This window comes from Enterococcus sp. DIV1420a (genome assembly GCF_051712165.1).
Lineage (GTDB): Bacteria > Bacillota > Bacilli > Lactobacillales > Enterococcaceae > Enterococcus > Enterococcus faecalis.
Window position 1 is genome coordinate 1,450,014 of sequence record NZ_JBIOOI010000002.1, and the last position, 19,117, is coordinate 1,469,130.

The window sequence follows — 19,117 nt, forward strand, 5'->3', positions numbered from 1 at the left end:
ATTCTTTTTTTACTTGGTTGTTTTTGCTGGAAAATGGCTATACTCGTCCACAACATAGCCCTGATCCGTATTATGAATTCTTAATTCAAATGATTCCTCTTGTTCCAACGTTAATTTAGGCAATAAAAAAAAGACCGTGCCGCCCACTACATAATGGTCACCGTCTTTCTTCGCAATAAAAGGTTCGCCTAAGCGGACAAATGTCACCAGTCCCTTTAAACCCTCTGGTTTGGTCATCATATAGCGCATATCCTCAGCGGAACTCGTGCTATACTTCGTAAAAAATTCCGTCACGAATGTTTTTAAGCGTTCTGTCTCTGCTTCTGACATATTTTCTAGCTCTGTTAGGTGTTGAAATGTGCGACCTGTTACTTGATCATTAGTCATGGTCATTGGGGCAATAGAAGGTAAAGCCATAATTCGAATCGCAGTATCTTCTTGTACATAGGGAATTCGTAAAATATACGTATCTTCCGCTTCGAAAGGGACTGTTTCTTTTTCAACAATGGTTTTCTTTTCTTCTTTCCCTGCCCGTTTTTCTGTAACTTCTTTTTTCACTTCTTGTTCTTTTTTACCGGATACTTGTAGTGTGACTTTCATCAGCGCCACCGCTAAGCCTTGGTCTTTTTCCAGTGTTAATAAGCGGCTATTTTTTAATCGCACGGTTTGTTTCACCGTCTCTTCTGGTAAAGAAATATCTTTTGCCCAATAAGCTTGTAAAGCTTGTTTGCGTTTGGCCATTTCATCAGAATCAGGACTTTTTGTACAGTACAATTGGACAAAGTTTTCTAAAAAAACATCCAATTGCGGATTATCTTGGGCAAAAATTCTCTTTTCAGTGGCTTTATCGTCTACCAGTTGAATCGTTGATTTCAGACCGGATAATTGACCAGTCACATTAATTCCTTGAAAAAGACCCACTAGCCCAATCATAATAAAAAGGCCGAGTAAACTAAACAATCCAATCGTAAGGTGTTTTACTGGCCATTTTTTCTTTTGTTTTGGTAAAGCTGAAGGGGACTTTTTTAGTTTACGTTTAAAGCCCGTAAGTAATTCTTTCAAACAGAAAACCTCCTTGTTTATTTTTTTTAATTAGAGCGCGGCTTGTAGCCAATGCATTTCACTCATTTGTTGCAATTGTTGTTTAATACACTGTACGTCTGCCAAACTTTTCTCAAAGTCTACTAGATAAGCTTTCACTTGATGAATCACTTCATCAATAAACATGCAAAAACGAATAAAACGTTCTTCGGCTTCTTGTTGCAGAGCTAATTCTCGATTAAAACGATCTACATAGCTATTCCCATAAGTTCGAATGCGTTCTTCGAAGTAATCCAAGTCCACTTGAAACACGTGTTGTTTCATGATATTTATCTTTTCTTCGTACGACAACACCTTTTGACACCAAGCATGAATCGCTGATAGTTGCATGCTAGTTGGTGCTCGAATCTCTGCTTCAATCTCATCTAGCCGTTGAATAAATTGAGTAACTCGTTTAGTGGCGTTCATTTCATTTCACTCCGTTCTTTTCTTTTTTAAACATAACGATTTGTTTTTCAAAGGTTTTTAAAAACATTGATTTAGTTACTCGATCAGCATATGTCCGTCTATTCACTTTGTAACCCGAAGATAAGAAACCTTCCTTGTAGAAATAATAGAAATAACTACTATACATTTTTTCACCTGTCGGCGTTCGTGTATAGCGTCCTTCTACAAATACACTGGTGATAGCTGATAATGAGAATTCTGCGCTAAACTCTTTTTTCACATTAAAAGGAATATCGCTTAGCCCAATATTTCCTAAAATAAATTGTTTATGTTTCTCGAAATAAACAATATCTTCCTCATCAATTGGGATTTCATCAACTATGAATCCATGCAATCGTAGCATTTCAGGAACTGGTACTTTTGAATACTTTTGGTAAAATTTGCTATGCTCTCTAAAAATTGGCATAATATTTTGATTCATAAAATACAACTCCTTTCCATTTTTCTGTAATATTTATGGTATCTTTCTATAAATTCTTCCCTTAACTCTTCCAACCATACTAAAAAATTTAAAACGGGTAGGCATCCTCTAAATCAAATGTTTGGCTCATGTATTCTCTTAAAGCATCATTATTCCCATTCTCTAAAAGTAAATCTTTTGCATCCAAACAGACCATTTCAATCATTTCTTCATGTTTTTCTTTTAGTTCTGCTGAATCAATCCGTTCCATTAATTCATTTGTCCCCATATAATTATCAACCAGTTTAATCATTTTTAAGGAAGGGGCTAAATAATTTGATAACCACCGAAGTGTTTTTTCAATAGACGGCTTTTCACCTTGAACAGAGAGTTTTAACCCGTCCATTTTATCAATGACGTTATACCATGACTGACAAAAAACTTTCATTCCGTTTTTCATTTCATAAACATTTAATGAAGCATTGATAACTTCCTTCACTAGCCAATCTAAACTTTCTCCACTCGATAGAAAATATTCAACAAAGAGGAATGCTTTTTCATCGGCCAAACGAATTTCATAGCGGTTCTTAATTTCATGTTTTAAACGAGCATCTTCGACTGACATTTTTTCTTTTCGTGCTAACTCGTAGTCTTTTTGATAAAAGTTAAAATATAGCGGCGATTGACGACTGCCGAAATAAAGAGATAGTCCTTTATTCACCATTTTTCCACCTTCATAAGCAAAACCACCGTTGAAATCAAAATTTTTAAAAGTTGTGTCAACTAATCCTTGTTCCATTTTTTCTTTTAAGTCGTACAATTCAAAATTCTCTTCACCCTCAACAATCAATTCATCAAGCGCAATATCAATTCGAGTGATTTTTGTATCTACCAAAATACCTTGACCAAAAATATCATCATCGTAAAGCGAACGAAAAAATTCTGTCCACGATCGGTTATTATCTTCCTCAAAGATTTCTTCTAATTGACGACAACCTTCACCTGATAAATCTAACATGATCCCCATATTGCTCTCTTCTGGATTTCTAAATATCCGAATCGAGCCATAATAAAAGGTTTCGGTGTAGTGATAAAACCCTCTGTTTTCATGAGTAAACCAGTTCATATCCATGTGAAGAATTTTTTCAATAACTGTTTGAACACGCATTGTTTTAAATCGAATTCTCAAAAAGTCAATTTTTGCTTCTACCGAAGCATGCCCACCATCTAAATTCAATACATCAATAATCTTTTGTTCCATTTCTATTGTTATCGAACGTTTCCCAGATTCTAATTTTGAGTAGAAACCTTTATCAACCGATAATAATTTACACATATCAACTTGCCTTAACCTCAATTCTTTTCTAAGTCGCTTTAAATCAACACTCCTCATCTACTAAAACCTTCCTACCAAAAAGTTGCCAACATATACTAAAAAAGTTGCCAAAATCTCAATTGCTCAATCCCTTGCGGGAGTAAGCATTCAAACTACTTTTTTATACGGTATGTTTAATTCTACCCCCATGTTATAAAAGGGGGGTAGAATTAAAAAAGGTGGGCATTCGCCCACCTTACGGCTGTTCATTTCAAAAGGATTTTATGTTGCTAAAAGTTGGTGTGGGGCTCTCGCTTCGCTACGCCCCACCAACTTATCACTAGCAACAATCCTTACAATAAACAGCCGTCAGTTTTCCAACAGTTTTTCCAATACGACAATCCTTTCTTTTAATTCAGCGTTTTCTGCTAAAATCGACTGACTTAATTCAACTAGTTCTTTTATATCTCTTTTCATATTTAAAAAAGACTTTTTATCAAAATAATATTCTCTTCCTTCCTCGGACATAAATACACTTGTCATTGATTCTTCTAAAGGAACATTACTTTCTCTTAAACTTATAAGCTCTTTAAAGTCTTCCACATCTTTAACAGAAAACACTTTATAGCTATACGTATGACCCGAACTATTTTTCGCATATCTACGTTCAAAACGTTTATCAGTTACTTTTTCAATTTTATTTGCCCAGTTTTTTAATGTTTTTAATGCAATTTTATTCTCAAGCTGTAAAATCACTTCCTCAAACGAAAACATGTTCTACACCTACTTACCAAACATTTCTTTCCAAGCAGAATCCATGTGCTCCTTAAATCTTGTTTCTAAATACTTATCAACTTCTTGTGACGTTGAAAATTTCTTTTCCTCAACTGGTCTATCTTCATCATAAAAAGCTTCTGTATCTAAAATAGAAGTCACTAACGACTTATAATCAGACAATTTATTATCATCTGTAACTCCTTCCTTCTCAGCTCTACTATCAATTTCTTTAATAATTTCTTGTTCCTTTTCTTTTATATAACTTAACATTTGTCCTTGCGATTTAAATTTCACTTTCTTTTCCTCCCTCATTCAAGGCAAAACTTACTTCTTCAACAATTTTTGATCCTTGATTATCCATAAATTATATACGGCAACAGAATCCAGCAAAACAGCTTTAACCGATTTTTTCACTCAATTTATTCAATTTTGCTTTTTTCAATTCTAATTCTTCATCAATTTCTGCGAGAGCTTCTTTATCTACATGCTTAGCTATTTTTTGAGATACTTCTTCTTGTACTTCTTTTGATGCTTCTGTATAACCTAGCTCTTTTGAAATTTTGATAAATTCTTCAATAAAATCAAAATCCGCTGGCACTTGTGGACTGTAAAATTCCCTTGCTACTGAACCACCTAAGGCAACATAGCCACGACCGTAGACTTTTTGTCCGTCAATTTTTTCAACGTATTTGAATTTTTTATTTTTGTTTTCATCACCAAAAATCATCCAAATACCAGTTTCGGATAAACGGCCAACAGACATACGAAACATAAATTGATCTCTTAATGATGTTTTGATAAATTCACCATCTGGCCTTTGCATAGCAACTATAAAGAAAATCCCTGCTTGACGAGCTTTTAAGATTAATTGCGTTAAATACTCGTCAACTTCTCCGTCCGTTGCATAATCATTGGCTAACTCTGCTTTAAATGCCGCAAATTCATCTACGATAATAAATTTTGGCTTAAATCCATAGTAGGCATAATTTTTACCCATTTTGACACCAGGGCTATTATTCATCTTTTTAAAACGTTCATCCATTAACTCAACTGCATTTTTTAAACAGTTAGTAATATCTTTTTTTCCTGTATGCACTTTTCCTGCAAACATCGGCAATTTACCTAGTGCCATTAAATCAGAATTTTTAGGGTCGCAAATTTCTATTTCACCAACACGACATAAAGCATAGATCAAAGAAAGAATGGTAAAAGTTTTGCCTCCTCCAGTTCCTCCTCCAATCAACATGTGCGGGTCTTTATCAAAATGCCAATACAAGCCTTTCATCAACTGCACTTTGCCTTTATCTGCTTGCATATCTCTAATAGAAATACGTTTACTGTACACATCAGTTGCTAATTCATACATTACAAATCCTTTCTCGCTGGTCTGATTTAAATTATCCGCATGCAAGGCTGTTTCTAAAAAACCGCCGATGTTTTCAAACTTTTCTTGAAATTTATTACCAGCTGTTTCAAATGAAATGAAAATACTATTTTTTGTAGACTTATAATAAATTTTTGGAAACTTAATTTTTTCTTTTGTTTTGCCGTCACTAGTTTTAACTTGTTTCTTCGTATAATACCCATTGTCAAGAATCATACGTGCTAGCACTTGACGTTGTTCTACTTTAGAAAAATACCCTGAATTGATAATCGAAGCTTTAACAAGAAATGTGATTAGTACGATTGAACCTATCGAAATACCCATAATTATTAATGCTGGCACAACATACACTTTCCAATCAGGCGGATTTGAAAGATACAAAGGATAAACCCATTTATAGCCCATAAAATAGCCTAAACATGCTAAAATTGGCATAAAAAATAACACTCGATAGAGTGCCAACAAATTTCTGGAAGAATAACGAATTCTTCGACCTCGGTATCTAAATAATTTTTTCAACATATAAGCTACCTTCATCAAAAATAATAAAATCAAGCTTTCTTATTTTTTTAGGTAATTGTATACCCAAGACACAAAAGCCTACTTTTTGTTCAAAGGAAGTTAAATATACAACTCGAACAAATGTCATTCGATTAGTAAATTTAAAATCATCATACTCCGCTAAAACCAGTATATCTCCAACTTGAAAATTTCTATCGTTTTTTCTAATTTCAAACGTTTTTAATCCAGAAATAACATCATTAAAATAACACGGTTTAATTTTTAACACATGGAATCTTGGCAAACTCTCAAAAAATCTCAAATATTCTTCCATTATTTCCCCTGCCTTTTCCTTAATTCAGCAAGTGCTTGTAAACAAAATTCTTTATACACTGGAATATATTCTGTAGCCATACGATAAATCTGACGTTCATTCATTGTGCTATACGAATGTGCAAACATATTCCTCATATTCCTAAGTCTTTTCCAATCAACTTTACCACTATTTTTCTCTTTAAATTCTTCTGAAAAGCCACTATTCCCAACAGTATATTCACCAATTTGCATTAAACACATACTGATTGCATTAAAAAACACTCTATCATGATAGAAGGTTTCATAATCCCTTCCAAAACGATTGAGTGTCTGTTCTATATCTTCAATGTAGATCAGCGTTCCTCTTAACAAACGTAAATCCTTAGCTTTATTATCTCTCAAATACCTTTACACCTTCCTTTAAAATGGTAGCCAACAATTCTCTTCTTTCAGGTTTATCTTGCGTTTCAACAAGAGTTTCTAGCTCCACTAAATCAATCTCATGCGCTACAGCTTCTTTTAATTCTTCAAAGAAATCTCCATACAAATTCCAATAGGCTTCTTCTGATTGTCCTGTAATATCTACAGCAAAATCAATATCACTGGTTTCTTTTGCTTCATTACGTGCATAAGAACCAAAGACATAAACGACTGGGACATTGTGTTTTTCTGCTATAGGCTTCACACGTTCTTTAATCTCTTTCATTGTCATTACCATTTTTTCACCTCTTCTAACGTCTATTCTAAAGCCATTATAAGCCATCAAACAATCACAAGCAATTTACCACACTTATTCCTACCGAATATTCTCGAAAACACACTTTTTTCAAAACCCTCAAGCAACAAAATTTGACTAAAACTGTTACTCATTTCATCAATGCTAAATATAATTCGTTATGACACTCATTCACTAAACCCCTTTTTCATTAAAAAATTGAGTTGCCTGCGTATAAATTTCATGTTTTGCTAAGTCAAATTTACTTCCCATTAAATTTTTTACTTGATCTTGTTGGAGTGGTTCATCTAATAAAAGTAATTCTTTTCTAAATTCATGGCACGCATTCGAGATAGTGAAGAAAGCATCAAAATAGCGTCTTTTTTGTTCTGATTGAAATTTTTCATCAAAAACTTGTTGTAACTTGTTTTTAAATTCGCTGTACGCTTTTTCTTGCGATTGACTGTCATTTGTCATTAATTCACCTCAATATTTATCATTACTTTTCCCTTTTATAATTTAAACTGGGTACTCTTCAAAATAAACTTTCTTTTCAAAACCCTCATAAAACTTTAGATCATAAACTCGAACTAATTGATCCAAAAAACTATCTAATAATTTCAAAATTGTTTGTTCACTTTCAAAATAAGACTCCTCTAGCAATAAGAATTGAATAAGATTATGACATGTTTCATCAAACAACGTTAAGTACAATTCATTATAGTAAGCGAAACTTTGCCAACCACGATATATACGAATTCTTCTTTGCAAAAATGATCGATATTTTACTTGTTTCTGCTCCATTTTTTTCGACAGACTACTCATTAACTTACAAGACACCACCTTTCACTTATTTTTCAAAAGCTTCCATTCTTTTATATGTGAACTACTCACCACTTCAAGCGTTAAAAACTGTCAGGTTTAGCTAAGTGGTGAGTAGTTCACTTGCATACCATAAACCTCTTCTAATAATGTATTTCTTTCAAATTACCACTTTCTTTATGAAGAAAAATAACACTACTCTTCAGCCGCCTTTCGACTAACCAATTCATTGGGTTCAATCTATGACTTTTTAATAACTCTTTTTCTTTTCTAAATGGGCACTTTCCATGCTTCATTTAACCACTCCTATTCTTTATTATTAATGTCTATTAGCAAGCTTTGCCGACACAAATTAATAATAAAAAGGGCACTCGTTAGAATGCCCTTAATAACTAACAATCGGTTTACCGATTTATCCAAATACCGTTTTCTTTCAGTAAATTATTTTTTTTCTTGTTTTTCTTTTTCTTGAGGTGCTGGCGTTGGTTTGACAATTCCTACTTTTTTAATCCCTACTGCACGCACTTTAAAGGCTTGTTCTGTTTGTATATCGTCATTATACCCTTTATAAGCATTAAGCCACCCACGAGCCGTTACATGTCCAGTCAACTCGATTTCATCATCATAATTGATACCACTAACGTCATAGTCTGAATCAATTGCAATTTCTACTTGGTCATTTAATTTGCTAGAATAAACCGTTACTCTTTGTTCACGAACTTCGTCAGTAATGTTATTTTCACCATCTCGTTCGTTAATAGCAACTACTTCTAAGAAATTCATCGTACCGAATGTTCCTGTTACATCAAAATTTTCAATCGTGTTATTTTCAAATGTTAATCCCATTATTTATTACCTCCTACAACTTCTAAACGTTTTGCATAAACTACCATGTCAATTGAGCGACTATTCCCAATGTTATTACGCTTTACATTGATTCGTGCTACTGGATCAATTAGTTTTATTTCTTCACGACCATTAAACATTTGTGAGTTTCGTAAATGAGGAACAAAAATTTCAAAGTCACGTTGTTTTTCACTTGAAGCAGCAAAAACACGGCCTCTAACTTTCGCACCATCCACCTTAATATCACGTTCTGATTTAAAAGCAGCTTTAATTTTACTTCCTAAATTTTTATCACTTAATGCAATTTCTTGAATTCTACTTGACACAATAATTTCCTTCTTTCAATTAATTTTTATTAAAGCAATCATGTTATTGGAAAATACCCAAATCCTTGATTGCCTCTCTTTTTAACTCTTTTGCTTCTGCTTCAGATAAACTTTCTAAATTGCCATAGCCATTGAAACGAAGATAGTCATCATCCCAGCTACGAATATTGCCAAAATAAACCATTCTAGCCGCTTCATATGGATTTGGTATTAGACAACGAAATTCTCCTTCTTCAAATTCAAAGAAATCAACTCCAATTTCATAATCTTTTGTAGCATCAATTTCCTTAATTAAATGAAGCAAACGCGACACCTCATATTCTCCACGCCAAAGACCAGAAGCATTATCTACATCAAATACTCCTAATTCTAACTCGGCCGCTTGACCAGGATTGAAACGTTCTAAATATTCTTTATGAATACGACCATAGGAAGAATTGGCCAACTCTTCGACAGAGAACCAGCGACCCACTGAAAAATTATTCGGATAACTTCCAATAAAAAATTGATCCTTTTCAATTAATTCTCGTACATCTACTGTGCTCATTATTTTTGTACCTAACTAGTATCAGCACTAGCCTTTCTTTGTATTTTTCAAATCAAAAAAGCCGCTCTTTACATTCGAAAGATCGACTGCTATTTTAGCAAACTAAAAATATACTTATACATGTTAAAAATTTTTTCGAACTAAAAAATCATCACCTCCCTCACTTACTTGCTTTTTTATGAATCCTCTTCAGAATCACCATTAATATATGGAAACATTACACCCAAACTAAGCGCATAAAAGAACAAATAAAAAAGAGCAAGTACAGAGAACGCGAATCTAAAAAAATGATCTTGCCAAACAGTTGCTTCTGCTATATCATCAAATAACCCCGAAAAAACAAAAAATATAAGAACAGCATGAGGGATAAGAAATAATAGAACACGCAAAACGTAACACACAATACTGCCAATTAATTTCAATAAAACTCAACTCCTATCAATATTTAAAAGAAAGGTGAATTACCAGATGATATTTAAGGTGATATTTAAGATGATATTTAATAAGAAAAACAAAACAAAAATAATTGATGCTTATAAAAACCATAGCGACATTCTAGCAAACTTTTGTATTCTCTACTTAATATCATTTTTTTCTTTTGCGATTGTTATTTATTCATTCTCTTTTTTTAACAACTTAACTACCAAATCAATATACAAAATACTATTTTGGTGTTTTGCACTTTCATTAACAGCCATTTCTGTTTTTTTAAATAAATCTATTAAAAAGAAAAAGAAAATAAAATTATTTATTTTATCCGTTAAAGAGTTACTAGCTGTTTTAACCTTACTCTGCACTATTCTCACACAATTCGCAGATTTAACTGTTATTGATAAGATCAATCACCCAGAATTCTCTAATTTTATTTTTAATTGGACCATACAAGGCTTTTTATTTGGAAATTTATACTTTTCTTTACAATGTTATTATTTTATTTTTATTTGGTTGAAATTAGAGTTTAAACACAACTAAATCCAATCGCTCAGTCAGCCGAATCCTGAATAATAGGACAAAAAGCAATCAATACAACAAAAATAACAAACAACAGATACCAAACAGAAAACGAGAATAATCCAAAAAAGAACAGCCAAGAGAAATGCGTCACCTTAATTCTTAAAACATAAATTAAAGAATAGAAAAACAATGTATTCACCGTGTTGAAAAATAAGAAAACAACTATATACCAACACATTTTTTTGTCCCATTTATTCATTTTCAATCCTCCTAGAAAAACAAAACCTGACAGCATTTAGGATCAGTTGTCTTTTTATACGTTCGCTGTAAAAGTTGTTTTCTTAACAAGCGACTTACAAGGGTTAAACGCTCCATATTAGTTAACTTGACAGCAGGCTTCCCATTTTTTTTACGTTCTAAATTATAGCTCTTTTCTATATCTGACATAGAGAAGGCTTTTTTCTGACGTTTCATGCCTTCAACAAATCTCTCAGCGAAAAGTAATACTTCTTCTTTCATGACTTTCCTCCTTTGCTTTTTGAATACAAAAAAAACAGACTAGAATGTCTAATCTGCTTTACTCATTATTTTTATTTAAATAGCAGATACACACAACAAGCTGATCCAAATAGAATGCTTAAATGCATAAACATAAGTAATCGAACAATCCAGGGTCTTTCACAACGCAAAACACTAACAACTTCTGCTTGAAAATAAAAAAACCTGCAATTAAGTAAAAAAATAACTAATGCTACATAAAACTTAAAGGTAAAAATAACAACCTCCATCATTACCTCCTTTACTTATAAAACACTTGTACAGCTAATAATAATAAGACATAAACAAAACACTGAAAAACCAGAGAACCCAACTGACTATCATATCTGCTTTCGAACAGGATTTATCATTTTTCGTTTTACAATCTTCAAAATATTCCAACCAAAAAAAACCCGCAGTAAAAAATGAAATAACTGCTACTAAAATGACACGAATAACGATTTCCATATGATTCCTTACAGAAAAAAATTTTTCTGTTATCCTTTCTTTTTTTCTTATATAAGTCTTCTTTATAATTCACTTAGCCAAGAAGATAGGAGTTGCATAGCTACGAAAAAGTAAAATAAGCCTGCACCGGATAGTGGTAATTTTCTTTTGACTCTTTTAAGTTCTTTGGTTCTTTCAAGTGGAAGACATACAGTTACAAAAGTAAACAAGTATAACACTCCGGCGAGGAGACTCAACACAAATACTTTACCCATTAAATAAACTAAAATTGACATACCATTTTCCTACAGAAAAGCTCTTTCTGTTATCCTTTCCTAGTTTGACAGTTGTTTAAGAGAACCACTTTTTTGCTTCAAAATAATAAAAACACCTATTTCATGTTAAAAAATAGGTGTTTCATTCCTGTTTTAAAAAAGAATGGACTATGACATATTTTTTCTATGAATAGCCACTCGGTCGTATAATCTTATTATTTAAGGTTATCTTACAACGCTAGACATAACACTGGACGCGGCACTAGACGCCACTGGAATTAATGATTTTAGATAATCAAACACTTGATTGGTTAATTCTGGAAAAACAACTTTTGCCACGGTAAAAATAATGGCACTAATCAATACGGTATAAATAACCCAACTTAAAATACTCGTTTCTCTCTCCATGCTTATTCCCTCACTTCCTGATTTTATTTTTTATTGCTCTTTTTTTAAAACCGACCTAGCGTCGCTAAACAGTTAAGGTGGCTCTAAAAAGAAAGCGACCAAGCGCTGACTTTGATTACTCGTTTCATCATAACTACTATGAATAAGCATCAGACGATCTCCTTTCTAAAATTTTGTCGGACGGTTCATTAAAAAATCAGCCACCTTCTCTAACAGTTCCGGGTGATAATGATTAACGACCACAGCTACAACTCCGACAAAAAAACAACTGATTATTAAAATCATCAGACCTTGGGTCTCTTCTTCCATTAGGTTCGCCTCACTCTCTTTTTACCGCACTTGTGAAGTTGCCATCCCCGTTACCGTTTGGGTCACTTCTTTAGGTGCTGGCAGATAAGTAGGGAACGTACAAGTAATTTCATAAGTCACGCGTTCGCCAAAGCCCACTTTTTTTCCTAATTGTTTACTACTGATTTTGTAATGCCCATGACTCTCATTAGCTTCATACTTGGCTAAATAAGTTAAAGCATTGGGCGTCAAGCCGCCATTTTGTTCAATGGCATAATTGACTTGTTGCTTATAATTAGAAATATCTGATAAGGCAATCCCGACGCTCCAGGCACCTAAAAATAAAAACATGGCCATGGCACCAATTAATAGTTTAAAGAACAATGATACATAGCTATCCATAGATTCCCCCTCATTTCATTAATAAATTCCCTTTGATAATTTCCCACACAAAAGCCCCCATCATACCAAACATAGGCACCCCTAATGAGAAAACAACGAACATCGGATACTTCCCAAAACGCCGTACTTTCATATCAACAATTTCTTTTACTCCCGCAAATAATTCATCATTGGCTAAGCGGCCTAATTCTTGAATAATCGTAGGATCATCTGAACTTTGTTGAAAATAAAATAAGGTGGTCATAAAGTTTATGGCCTCGTCCGTGCCGCTACAATTTTCTGCAAAGTGAATAAAGGGTTCAATTTCATTAGGGTAGTCATTCATATCCGTTAACAATTGATACAATGGCTCTTGTAAGCTATCCCCTTCAATCCGTTTCGCTAAATGACTAAAGATGGCATATAGACTTTTTCCTTGGTTTTCTACTAACAGATAAGGGATCAACATCCGACAAAACTTAGAAAAAGAAACTTGTCGCACAAATGAGAAGTTTTTATAGCGGCTAATCAATCGTTTGCGCTGGTCTAACCAGAAAAGAATACCTAATAAAAAGCAACCACCTAAACCGTAAAAGCCCAACAACTTAAAAAGACCAATCCCTAACCAAAAACAAAGCAGGCTAAGGCCGATCCGTTTTAATTGGAAAGTATTGATCTCTTGTTCTGAATACCCCATTTTTTCACCCATACGGTAAATAAAGGGTTCACTTATTTTTCTTAAAAGCTTACTCATACCGTCACCTCCATAATTTCGTCATCATAAAAACAGTGACATGATTTATGCAGATGGAGCGTTAATACAAGCATATAAAGCCCGCTGGTAATCCAACCAATCAATGAATGGGCAAAGCTTTTAAGATAGACCTCATAGCCCAGTGGGAAAAAGTGAAAGATCAGTAAAATAGCACTACTCATGATTACGTAGAGGACCAATTGGTCCACAATTCTTTTTTTACGTTTCATAAATTGCTTGGTTTGTTCCCGCAACTGATTATGATAGGTTTTAATATCACGAATCATATCAATATTGGTGCGACCTTCTAACGCCACGGTCTCCACTTGTTCAATAAACAAACTAAATACAACATCGTTATTATATTTTTCTGCAAACCGTTGAAAATGTTGGCTAATTTCATTGCTAGAAGCTTCTTGTAGTTCAACTAACAACTGGTCTAAATCTTCTCTAAATTCGCCCTCACAACGTTCTGTTGCTCTTTGTAAAGCAATAAACCAACTCATAGTAGGATCGGAGAGTAATTGAGTCAAATTGTTAATAAAACGATTGCGCTGATCAAAGGCCTTATGCATATAGAATCGGCGAATGTTTAAAGGAAACAACACACGGTACCCGTAAAAAGCATAGCCCAGACCCACCAGCACCATCAGTAACCAACTGTTTAACAATAAGAAAATCATGGCACTACCAAAACAAGCCGGCAGAACAATGTTCAAGAAATAATCTTCTTTGGCAATCGGCCGCCCATAAGCAATTTTATAGGCGTTTAATTCATCAATGGCGTACCGCTTTTTCTTTTGAAACATGCCCTTCCTCCTCCCCGATATCAAAGGTCACCCCGTAATCAACAAAACGTTCTTCTAATTCACTTGGTAATGCAGTACAAAAAGTCGGGTATAAATGCCCATCCTTCGTACAACGTTGTGAGAACAAGGGATAGTCCTTTTCTGGGGTAATATACATAATTTCGTTAATATAACGAATCTTTTTGCCATTTACTACCCGCACACTTACTTGAACCCCAATATCAATGTATTTCTTTATATTGCGCAAAAAACGCTCTTCATTGACCGGAAATTCTTCTAAAATCATACTTAAAATCCGATCAGGAATATCGCTCGCTGACACCGCATGAATCGTAGTGATACTTTTATGATCCGTCATTATCCCCTGTAGCCACTCATAAGCTTCCCGGGCATACCGCATTTCTGTGACCATGATCCATTTCGGATTGTTACGTAGTCCCGCTTTGATTAATTCACTAATGCCAGTCTTTTCTCCGCTATGCCATGCTAGAATGTCTTTTTCCGGGAATAACTCTTTTACGTGTGATTCTTGGACGTCTTCCACTAACGCAATCCTTTGTCCAAAAGGAATCGCCTGAATTAATAGTTTTTGACACTCCGTTTTACCAGCGCCAGTTTCACCAGATAGCACCACATTACACATACTTTGTACACACGCTTGTAATAAGCTTAACGCCCTTATGGGCGCCATTTCCGGGAAATTTTCTTCGGTCAGGACTAACGCACTACGAGAAATCCGAAAGGCTACAGTTAAACCAACCGTCGATAAACTACTATGAACGGCATTCACCCGTAAATTATGGAATTGGATATCTAACACGGGGTCTTTGGTAGTAAATTCTTTCCCGCTAGCATTCGCTAACTTATGAACAATTTTTTCCATGTATTCAAAAGGAACCGGCGTATCATGTATCCATTTGCTTACATTCGATTCAATCACTAATTCCGTACCGTTATAAACAATGTCCGTAATCGTTGGGTTTTGTAAGACCTCTTCAATGACCCCTAACCCAACGCTTTCTCGTAAAATCTTATCTACTAGTTCATTGTGTCCTTCTAATTCAGCTTGAAACTCTTCTAAGATAATCTGACGTAATTCTTTTTTAGCTTTCTCACTGGTTAAACAAGCAATTTTTAAACGGGCATATCGTCTACGAATACCATCGTTCACCGCTTGAATAATTCTTGCTTCTATTACTGGATCAAGTGCTGGTGGCTCGGGTTGAACTGGTTTGATTTCTGCTTGTTTTGGCGGCTTAATGGGTTGTTTTTTTGGTTTATCCGCTATTTTTTTAGGCTTTATTGATTTTAAAAAATCCACTGTATCCCTCTTTTCTTCATAAAAAATAGACCCTCTCATTTAGTGAAAGGATCGCTTGCTATTTTTTTCAATGGTGCTTAAAAGCCATGGTGCGTATCCACGACAATCGTGGTTTTATATTCTTTTTTACCTGCTTTAATAAGCGCTCGAACCGCTTTAATTTGCCCTTTGGTTCCTTTTAAGTAACGGAAAGTAACTTGATCAGCAGTCACTTTTGAACCAATCGGCTGAGATAATTTTTCGACCGTCTCTTTTTCAAACTGTGGTATATCTAAATAAAGTTCACCGACATTTACCCGACTATCGCCTTTGGATACATGCGTGGCTACTTCTGTTTTAACCGTTTCATTTACTGCCAGAAAGACACTGTCTTGGCTATTGGCGTTTTGTTGGTAAAACACTAACACCAATCCCACCGAACAAATAAACAATAAGATCCCAAATATAGTGGCTATATCTTTCATTCTGTTTTTTTCCTTTCAATTATTTGTTTTTTCTTCGTTATTAAACGATGATGCGCTATTTTACAAAGTTTTTTCTACTTTCGCTATAAGCAACAAGATATAGGCAAGAAAAGAAAAATACACACCTCCAATAAACCAGTCGTATTCTTCTTCATAAGTAAAAATAAACATTCGACGATCGTCTCCTTTCTCTTTTTTTAGTTTAGTCCCCTAAAGACTAATGACGATCTATTTTTCATCCTTGAACCATTTCAGATCTGATTCGGTAAAGTCTTTAGGTACACCGTTAGGGAATGGATTATCGGAACGAGCCGGTGATAAGATAATTTCATCTTGTTTAATTGATGGTGATTTCACGTGACCAAACATATAAGCTTTAACCGGCAATTGATCCGTTACTTTCACTTGGATTTCATTGACCCCGATGGGTTCTCTTGATTGTAAGATAACGTCATAGTTTCCTAAGTCAATCCACATAGGAACATAGACCTTGCGACCGCCAGGAACCAAGGGTTCTTTAATCGCTGGATCGTTCTTCTGTTTTTGCTTTTCTGAGAAAACATTTCCTGATTCTTTTTCAAGAAAAACCGTTGGTAATTCTTGTTGACTTAACATTATTTTTTTATCCACTTGGTGTCGAACTGGTTCTAGCGATAATTTAACTTTATTATCAACAATGGGATAGTTTAACGTTTTTTCCATTAACTGTCGGTCTACAAACAAGTCAAAACTTGGTTCTTTGATACCCGTTACTGATAACTGGTTACCATAAAAAGGTCGCACCGTATAATTAAAGCCATATCCTGTTTTTTGATTCTCTAATTTAACATTATGCATGGTGAATTGTTCCATCTTTTTCACCATCGGTTGACCGTAATCTCTTTCAGTCATGATAACCCCTTTATAATCAATGTTTGGTGTGTCTTTAGGCGTAACATTGATTTGTTTTTCCGAAGCCGTGTAACCATCAGTATCGATTTTTTCTGCTTTTGAAACAATCTCTCCGGTTTTCAAACCTAATAACCGCACTACATAATTATGTTGTTGATTCTTCGTTAAGAATTTAGGCGCAATGGTAGTGGTTATTTCTTTGGGTAGATCACGTAACGTAAAGCTTTGTTCATAAACCCCTTGTCTAGTGGTTATATCGGTTACTTGAACGGTTACTTTTTGTTGCGCGTATTCGTTTCTGGTGTCGTTATATAACGCCGTTTTATCAATTAATAGTTTCAGCGGTAACCCTTTTTTAGCATTCGCCGTATGGATTTCAATGTGTTTAAACCCAATATCCATTAAAGGTAAATCGTAATAAAAAGTCACATTGATATTATTGCCGCCCACTGTGCCATTTACTGGATTTGGGGTTAACACACGATAAGAGTACGTCCCTTTTTTCAAATCTTTTCTAGGATTATACGTGTATTTTTGCCCACGACGCTTCTTTTCAACTGTTTTTGGTACGATCAGGGCATTCGTCCGTTTATCCACATGAGAAATCGTGATCGTACGTTCCAGATCATAATAAAAAACCACTTTATTCCCCCGAGGTTTGACCGTACCAGTCTTGGGAGTAGTGGTTTGTGGAATGTATGTTTTGTCTTTTATTTTCAATGGATTACTCGGCTTATACGAATAGTTACTGCCAATGGTTTTGGTTTCAGTCGTTGTCTTCAATAACTCATTCGTAACTTTATCTCGATGTTCAACAACTATTGGCGCTGTTTTTATGACTTCAATGTTGATTTTAAAAAAATTAGGATCTTTTATAGCACCAGCAATAACTGATTGTTGTTCTGGTTTTCTATATACAACAGGAATACCTATATCCATTGACTTAGTTATAACTAAGTCTCCTTTAACCTTAGAATCTTTATTAGGAGTAATAATTAACTTGTTTCCGTTAATTTTCCAACCAACATTAGCCATATTCTTTGTTTTAGCTAATGTATCAAAACGAAATAATCCTGAGTTATTTATATCAGTTAAAGTAACTGATTCACCTACCGCTACCTTAATCGTTTGATTATTAAAACTTGGTTTTTTATGGTAATCCGTAATAACTTTATTAATTTTTTGTTTAATTAAACTATAGTTAGTCATTAATAACCCATTAGGTTTCATTATAGAAGTAATTTTTTTGCCATTTGCTTCTTCCCAAATAATCGCTTGAGCAACCATTTCAGTGTCCATATCTGTGCCCGCATATTTCCAAAGCACACTAGTCATTTTCGCTTTATCATTCATGGTAGGTACTGAACTAGATGTGTATCCTGGTGTAACTGAATTAATAATTATTGTCCCTGGATTTATACAAAACACGGGTGTTCTAGTATTCCCACTAACCGCAAATAAACCTGTTGAAACAGTATAAAATGGCGTTCCATTAGAATTAGTTCCCCTAAAGGTATATAATCTATTCACGTCATATTCAATCGTTACTCCGTTAGGATGTGTAATCGCAGCATTAGCTACTACTGTTGTAAAAGCTATTATCACTAATTGAAAAATGAGTAACGACCATATCCAAAGTTTTTGTTTAGATTGTTTTAGTTTCACTCTTTTTTATGCCCTCCTTTTTATTTGTTTATGATTGATCAGTACATCGTCTAACTTAAAGATTATTACACAATAAAAAACAGCCTTCCATTTTTTATTATGGAAAGCCGTTGTTATCAAAATATTTAAATTCTAACACTTGAGATTAGAGGTAAGGTTGAATAAAATCAGTGCCATGACCCCAATAACCAGTGTATCCATTATCCGCAAGCCATCCTGCTAATTCAGGACTACCCATTGGATAAGGTGTTGGAATCCAGCCATTTTCTCTTGAAACACCCCACATTTTTGCGACATCTTCATCTAAAAGTAATTCAGCTGGTATCTCTTTTGATGCTGGTTGATTTGATTTTGGTTGTTCTGCTGGTTGTACTGGTGTTGCTTCAACTGGTTTCGGTGCTGGCGTTTCTGCCGGTGTTGTAGTTGA

At 34.3% G+C, this 19,117-nt stretch carries 29 protein-coding genes; 1 reads left to right on the forward strand and 28 read right to left on the reverse strand.

The features are described from left to right. Nucleotides 1–9: 9 nt before the first annotated feature. From IGI80_RS18270 to IGI80_RS18350, 17 genes are all read right to left on the reverse strand, one after another. The gene (locus IGI80_RS18270) at nt 10–1,062 is read right to left on the reverse strand and encodes a conjugal transfer protein (protein WP_438724083.1); all 1,053 of its coding nucleotides are present in this window, start codon (nt 1,060–1,062) and stop codon (nt 10–12) included. Between the two features lie 30 nt (nt 1,063–1,092). Then, nucleotides 1,093–1,509: a hypothetical protein gene (locus IGI80_RS18275; protein ID WP_438724082.1), complete on the reverse strand. Its 417-nt coding sequence runs from the start codon at nt 1,507–1,509 to the stop codon at nt 1,093–1,095. Between the two features lies 1 nt (nt 1,510). Beyond that, nucleotides 1,511–1,969 (reverse strand): hypothetical protein, encoded by a 459-nt coding sequence (locus tag IGI80_RS18280; protein WP_438724081.1) that lies wholly within the window; start codon nt 1,967–1,969, stop codon nt 1,511–1,513. Between the two features lie 88 nt (nt 1,970–2,057). After that, nucleotides 2,058–3,341: a replication initiation factor domain-containing protein gene (locus tag IGI80_RS18285; RefSeq protein ID WP_438724080.1), complete on the reverse strand. Its 1,284-nt coding sequence runs from the start codon at nt 3,339–3,341 to the stop codon at nt 2,058–2,060. A gap of 291 nt (nt 3,342–3,632) precedes the next feature. Beyond that, nucleotides 3,633–4,037, reverse strand: coding sequence for a hypothetical protein (locus IGI80_RS18290; RefSeq protein WP_438724079.1), 405 nt, complete (start codon nt 4,035–4,037; stop codon nt 3,633–3,635). A 9-nt stretch (nt 4,038–4,046) separates the two neighbouring features. After that, nucleotides 4,047–4,334 (reverse strand): hypothetical protein, encoded by a 288-nt coding sequence (locus IGI80_RS18295; RefSeq protein WP_438724078.1) that lies wholly within the window; start codon nt 4,332–4,334, stop codon nt 4,047–4,049. A 103-nt stretch (nt 4,335–4,437) separates the two neighbouring features. Continuing rightward, nucleotides 4,438–5,946, reverse strand: coding sequence for an FtsK/SpoIIIE domain-containing protein (locus IGI80_RS18300; RefSeq protein WP_438724077.1), 1,509 nt, complete (start codon nt 5,944–5,946; stop codon nt 4,438–4,440). Beyond that, complete coding sequence (locus IGI80_RS18305; RefSeq protein WP_438724076.1) at nt 5,927–6,259, reverse strand: DUF3850 domain-containing protein; 333 nt, start codon at nt 6,257–6,259, stop codon at nt 5,927–5,929. Before IGI80_RS18305 ends, IGI80_RS18300 begins: the two co-directional genes overlap by 20 nt. After that, complete coding sequence (locus tag IGI80_RS18310; protein WP_438724075.1) at nt 6,259–6,642, reverse strand: HepT-like ribonuclease domain-containing protein; 384 nt, start codon at nt 6,640–6,642, stop codon at nt 6,259–6,261. Before IGI80_RS18310 ends, IGI80_RS18305 begins: the two co-directional genes overlap by 1 nt. After that, nucleotides 6,632–6,958 (reverse strand): nucleotidyltransferase family protein, encoded by a 327-nt coding sequence (locus IGI80_RS18315; RefSeq protein ID WP_438724259.1) that lies wholly within the window; start codon nt 6,956–6,958, stop codon nt 6,632–6,634. Before IGI80_RS18315 ends, IGI80_RS18310 begins: the two co-directional genes overlap by 11 nt. Nucleotides 6,959–7,150: 192 nt before the next feature. Next, nucleotides 7,151–7,432, reverse strand: coding sequence for a hypothetical protein (locus IGI80_RS18320; RefSeq protein ID WP_438724074.1), 282 nt, complete (start codon nt 7,430–7,432; stop codon nt 7,151–7,153). A 42-nt stretch (nt 7,433–7,474) separates the two neighbouring features. Then, on the reverse strand, nt 7,475–7,780 hold the full coding sequence (locus IGI80_RS18325; RefSeq protein ID WP_438724073.1) for a hypothetical protein: 306 nt from the start codon (nt 7,778–7,780) through the stop codon (nt 7,475–7,477). Nucleotides 7,781–7,920: 140 nt separating this feature from the next. Then, nucleotides 7,921–8,073, reverse strand: coding sequence for a DUF6906 family protein (locus IGI80_RS18330; RefSeq protein ID WP_438724072.1), 153 nt, complete (start codon nt 8,071–8,073; stop codon nt 7,921–7,923). Nucleotides 8,074–8,218: 145 nt separating this feature from the next. After that, the gene (locus IGI80_RS18335) at nt 8,219–8,623 is read right to left on the reverse strand and encodes a DUF961 family protein (RefSeq protein ID WP_438724071.1); all 405 of its coding nucleotides are present in this window, start codon (nt 8,621–8,623) and stop codon (nt 8,219–8,221) included. Then, nucleotides 8,623–8,949 (reverse strand): hypothetical protein, encoded by a 327-nt coding sequence (locus IGI80_RS18340; protein WP_438724070.1) that lies wholly within the window; start codon nt 8,947–8,949, stop codon nt 8,623–8,625. Before IGI80_RS18340 ends, IGI80_RS18335 begins: the two co-directional genes overlap by 1 nt. A 43-nt stretch (nt 8,950–8,992) precedes the next feature. Next, nucleotides 8,993–9,496 (reverse strand): hypothetical protein, encoded by a 504-nt coding sequence (locus IGI80_RS18345; RefSeq protein WP_438724069.1) that lies wholly within the window; start codon nt 9,494–9,496, stop codon nt 8,993–8,995. A 176-nt stretch (nt 9,497–9,672) separates the two neighbouring features. Continuing rightward, a complete protein-coding gene (locus tag IGI80_RS18350) occupies nt 9,673–9,918 on the reverse strand; it encodes a hypothetical protein (RefSeq protein WP_438724068.1) in 246 nt (81 codons plus the stop codon). A gap of 58 nt (nt 9,919–9,976) precedes the next feature. On the opposite strand from IGI80_RS18350, the gene IGI80_RS18355 reads away from it, so the two are divergent. Further along, a complete protein-coding gene (locus IGI80_RS18355) occupies nt 9,977–10,468 on the forward strand; it encodes a hypothetical protein (protein ID WP_438724066.1) in 492 nt (163 codons plus the stop codon). Between the two features lie 10 nt (nt 10,469–10,478). Here IGI80_RS18355 and IGI80_RS18360 read toward each other — a convergent pair whose 3' ends face one another. The 11 genes from IGI80_RS18360 to IGI80_RS18410 all read right to left on the reverse strand — a co-directional run. After that, nucleotides 10,479–10,709, reverse strand: coding sequence for a hypothetical protein (locus tag IGI80_RS18360; protein ID WP_438724064.1), 231 nt, complete (start codon nt 10,707–10,709; stop codon nt 10,479–10,481). Nucleotides 10,710–10,720: 11 nt separating this feature from the next. After that, nucleotides 10,721–10,969 (reverse strand): hypothetical protein, encoded by a 249-nt coding sequence (locus tag IGI80_RS18365; protein ID WP_438724234.1) that lies wholly within the window; start codon nt 10,967–10,969, stop codon nt 10,721–10,723. A 965-nt stretch (nt 10,970–11,934) separates the two neighbouring features. Further along, nucleotides 11,935–12,117: a hypothetical protein gene (locus IGI80_RS18370; protein ID WP_438724056.1), complete on the reverse strand. Its 183-nt coding sequence runs from the start codon at nt 12,115–12,117 to the stop codon at nt 11,935–11,937. A gap of 165 nt (nt 12,118–12,282) precedes the next feature. Then, on the reverse strand, nt 12,283–12,426 hold the full coding sequence (locus IGI80_RS18375; RefSeq protein ID WP_438724235.1) for a hypothetical protein: 144 nt from the start codon (nt 12,424–12,426) through the stop codon (nt 12,283–12,285). Between the two features lie 21 nt (nt 12,427–12,447). After that, entirely contained in the window at nt 12,448–12,807 is a 360-nt protein-coding gene (locus IGI80_RS18380) for a hypothetical protein (RefSeq protein ID WP_438724236.1), read from the reverse strand. A gap of 10 nt (nt 12,808–12,817) precedes the next feature. Next, nucleotides 12,818–13,540 (reverse strand): hypothetical protein, encoded by a 723-nt coding sequence (locus tag IGI80_RS18385; RefSeq protein WP_438724237.1) that lies wholly within the window; start codon nt 13,538–13,540, stop codon nt 12,818–12,820. Then, nucleotides 13,537–14,349, reverse strand: a complete 813-nt coding sequence (locus IGI80_RS18390) for a hypothetical protein (RefSeq protein ID WP_332115426.1) — start codon at nt 14,347–14,349, stop codon at nt 13,537–13,539. The genes IGI80_RS18385 and IGI80_RS18390 overlap by 4 nt, the downstream gene beginning before the upstream one ends. Then, nucleotides 14,318–15,670 (reverse strand): ATPase, T2SS/T4P/T4SS family, encoded by a 1,353-nt coding sequence (locus IGI80_RS18395; protein WP_438724238.1) that lies wholly within the window; start codon nt 15,668–15,670, stop codon nt 14,318–14,320. The genes IGI80_RS18390 and IGI80_RS18395 overlap by 32 nt, the downstream gene beginning before the upstream one ends. Before the next feature lie 77 nt (nt 15,671–15,747). Then, nucleotides 15,748–16,134 carry a hypothetical protein gene (locus IGI80_RS18400; RefSeq protein ID WP_438724239.1) on the reverse strand — a complete coding sequence of 129 codons (387 nt, stop codon included), beginning with the start codon at nt 16,132–16,134 and terminating at the stop codon, nt 15,748–15,750. A 228-nt stretch (nt 16,135–16,362) separates the two neighbouring features. Next, entirely contained in the window at nt 16,363–18,690 is a 2,328-nt protein-coding gene (locus IGI80_RS18405) for a hypothetical protein (protein WP_438724240.1), read from the reverse strand. A 145-nt stretch (nt 18,691–18,835) separates the two neighbouring features. After that, nucleotides 18,836–19,117 (reverse strand): hypothetical protein (locus IGI80_RS18410; protein ID WP_438724241.1); only part of this gene is annotated, 282 nt, incomplete at its 5' end.

Coding starts and splice junctions, on each gene's coding strand:
- IGI80_RS18275 (WP_438724082.1), bottom strand. CDS start 1,509: ATGAACGCCACTAAACGAGTTACTCAATTTATTCAACGGCTAGATGAG.
- IGI80_RS18280 (WP_438724081.1), bottom strand. CDS start 1,969: ATGAATCAAAATATTATGCCAATTTTTAGAGAGCATAGCAAATTTTAC.
- IGI80_RS18285 (WP_438724080.1), bottom strand. CDS start 3,341: ATGAGGAGTGTTGATTTAAAGCGACTTAGAAAAGAATTGAGGTTAAGG.
- IGI80_RS18290 (WP_438724079.1), bottom strand. CDS start 4,037: ATGTTTTCGTTTGAGGAAGTGATTTTACAGCTTGAGAATAAAATTGCA.
- IGI80_RS18300 (WP_438724077.1), bottom strand. CDS start 5,946: ATGTTGAAAAAATTATTTAGATACCGAGGTCGAAGAATTCGTTATTCT.
- IGI80_RS18305 (WP_438724076.1), bottom strand. CDS start 6,259: ATGGAAGAATATTTGAGATTTTTTGAGAGTTTGCCAAGATTCCATGTG.
- IGI80_RS18315 (WP_438724259.1), bottom strand. CDS start 6,958: ATGGTAATGACAATGAAAGAGATTAAAGAACGTGTGAAGCCTATAGCA.
- IGI80_RS18320 (WP_438724074.1), bottom strand. CDS start 7,432: ATGACAAATGACAGTCAATCGCAAGAAAAAGCGTACAGCGAATTTAAA.
- IGI80_RS18325 (WP_438724073.1), bottom strand. CDS start 7,780: ATGAGTAGTCTGTCGAAAAAAATGGAGCAGAAACAAGTAAAATATCGA.
- IGI80_RS18330 (WP_438724072.1), bottom strand. CDS start 8,073: ATGAAGCATGGAAAGTGCCCATTTAGAAAAGAAAAAGAGTTATTAAAA.
- IGI80_RS18335 (WP_438724071.1), bottom strand. CDS start 8,623: ATGGGATTAACATTTGAAAATAACACGATTGAAAATTTTGATGTAACA.
- IGI80_RS18345 (WP_438724069.1), bottom strand. CDS start 9,496: ATGAGCACAGTAGATGTACGAGAATTAATTGAAAAGGATCAATTTTTT.
- IGI80_RS18360 (WP_438724064.1), bottom strand. CDS start 10,709: ATGAATAAATGGGACAAAAAAATGTGTTGGTATATAGTTGTTTTCTTA.
- IGI80_RS18365 (WP_438724234.1), bottom strand. CDS start 10,969: ATGAAAGAAGAAGTATTACTTTTCGCTGAGAGATTTGTTGAAGGCATG.
- IGI80_RS18370 (WP_438724056.1), bottom strand. CDS start 12,117: ATGGAGAGAGAAACGAGTATTTTAAGTTGGGTTATTTATACCGTATTG.
- IGI80_RS18375 (WP_438724235.1), bottom strand. CDS start 12,426: ATGGAAGAAGAGACCCAAGGTCTGATGATTTTAATAATCAGTTGTTTT.
- IGI80_RS18380 (WP_438724236.1), bottom strand. CDS start 12,807: ATGGATAGCTATGTATCATTGTTCTTTAAACTATTAATTGGTGCCATG.
- IGI80_RS18385 (WP_438724237.1), bottom strand. CDS start 13,540: ATGAGTAAGCTTTTAAGAAAAATAAGTGAACCCTTTATTTACCGTATG.
- IGI80_RS18390 (WP_332115426.1), bottom strand. CDS start 14,349: ATGTTTCAAAAGAAAAAGCGGTACGCCATTGATGAATTAAACGCCTAT.
- IGI80_RS18400 (WP_438724239.1), bottom strand. CDS start 16,134: ATGAAAGATATAGCCACTATATTTGGGATCTTATTGTTTATTTGTTCG.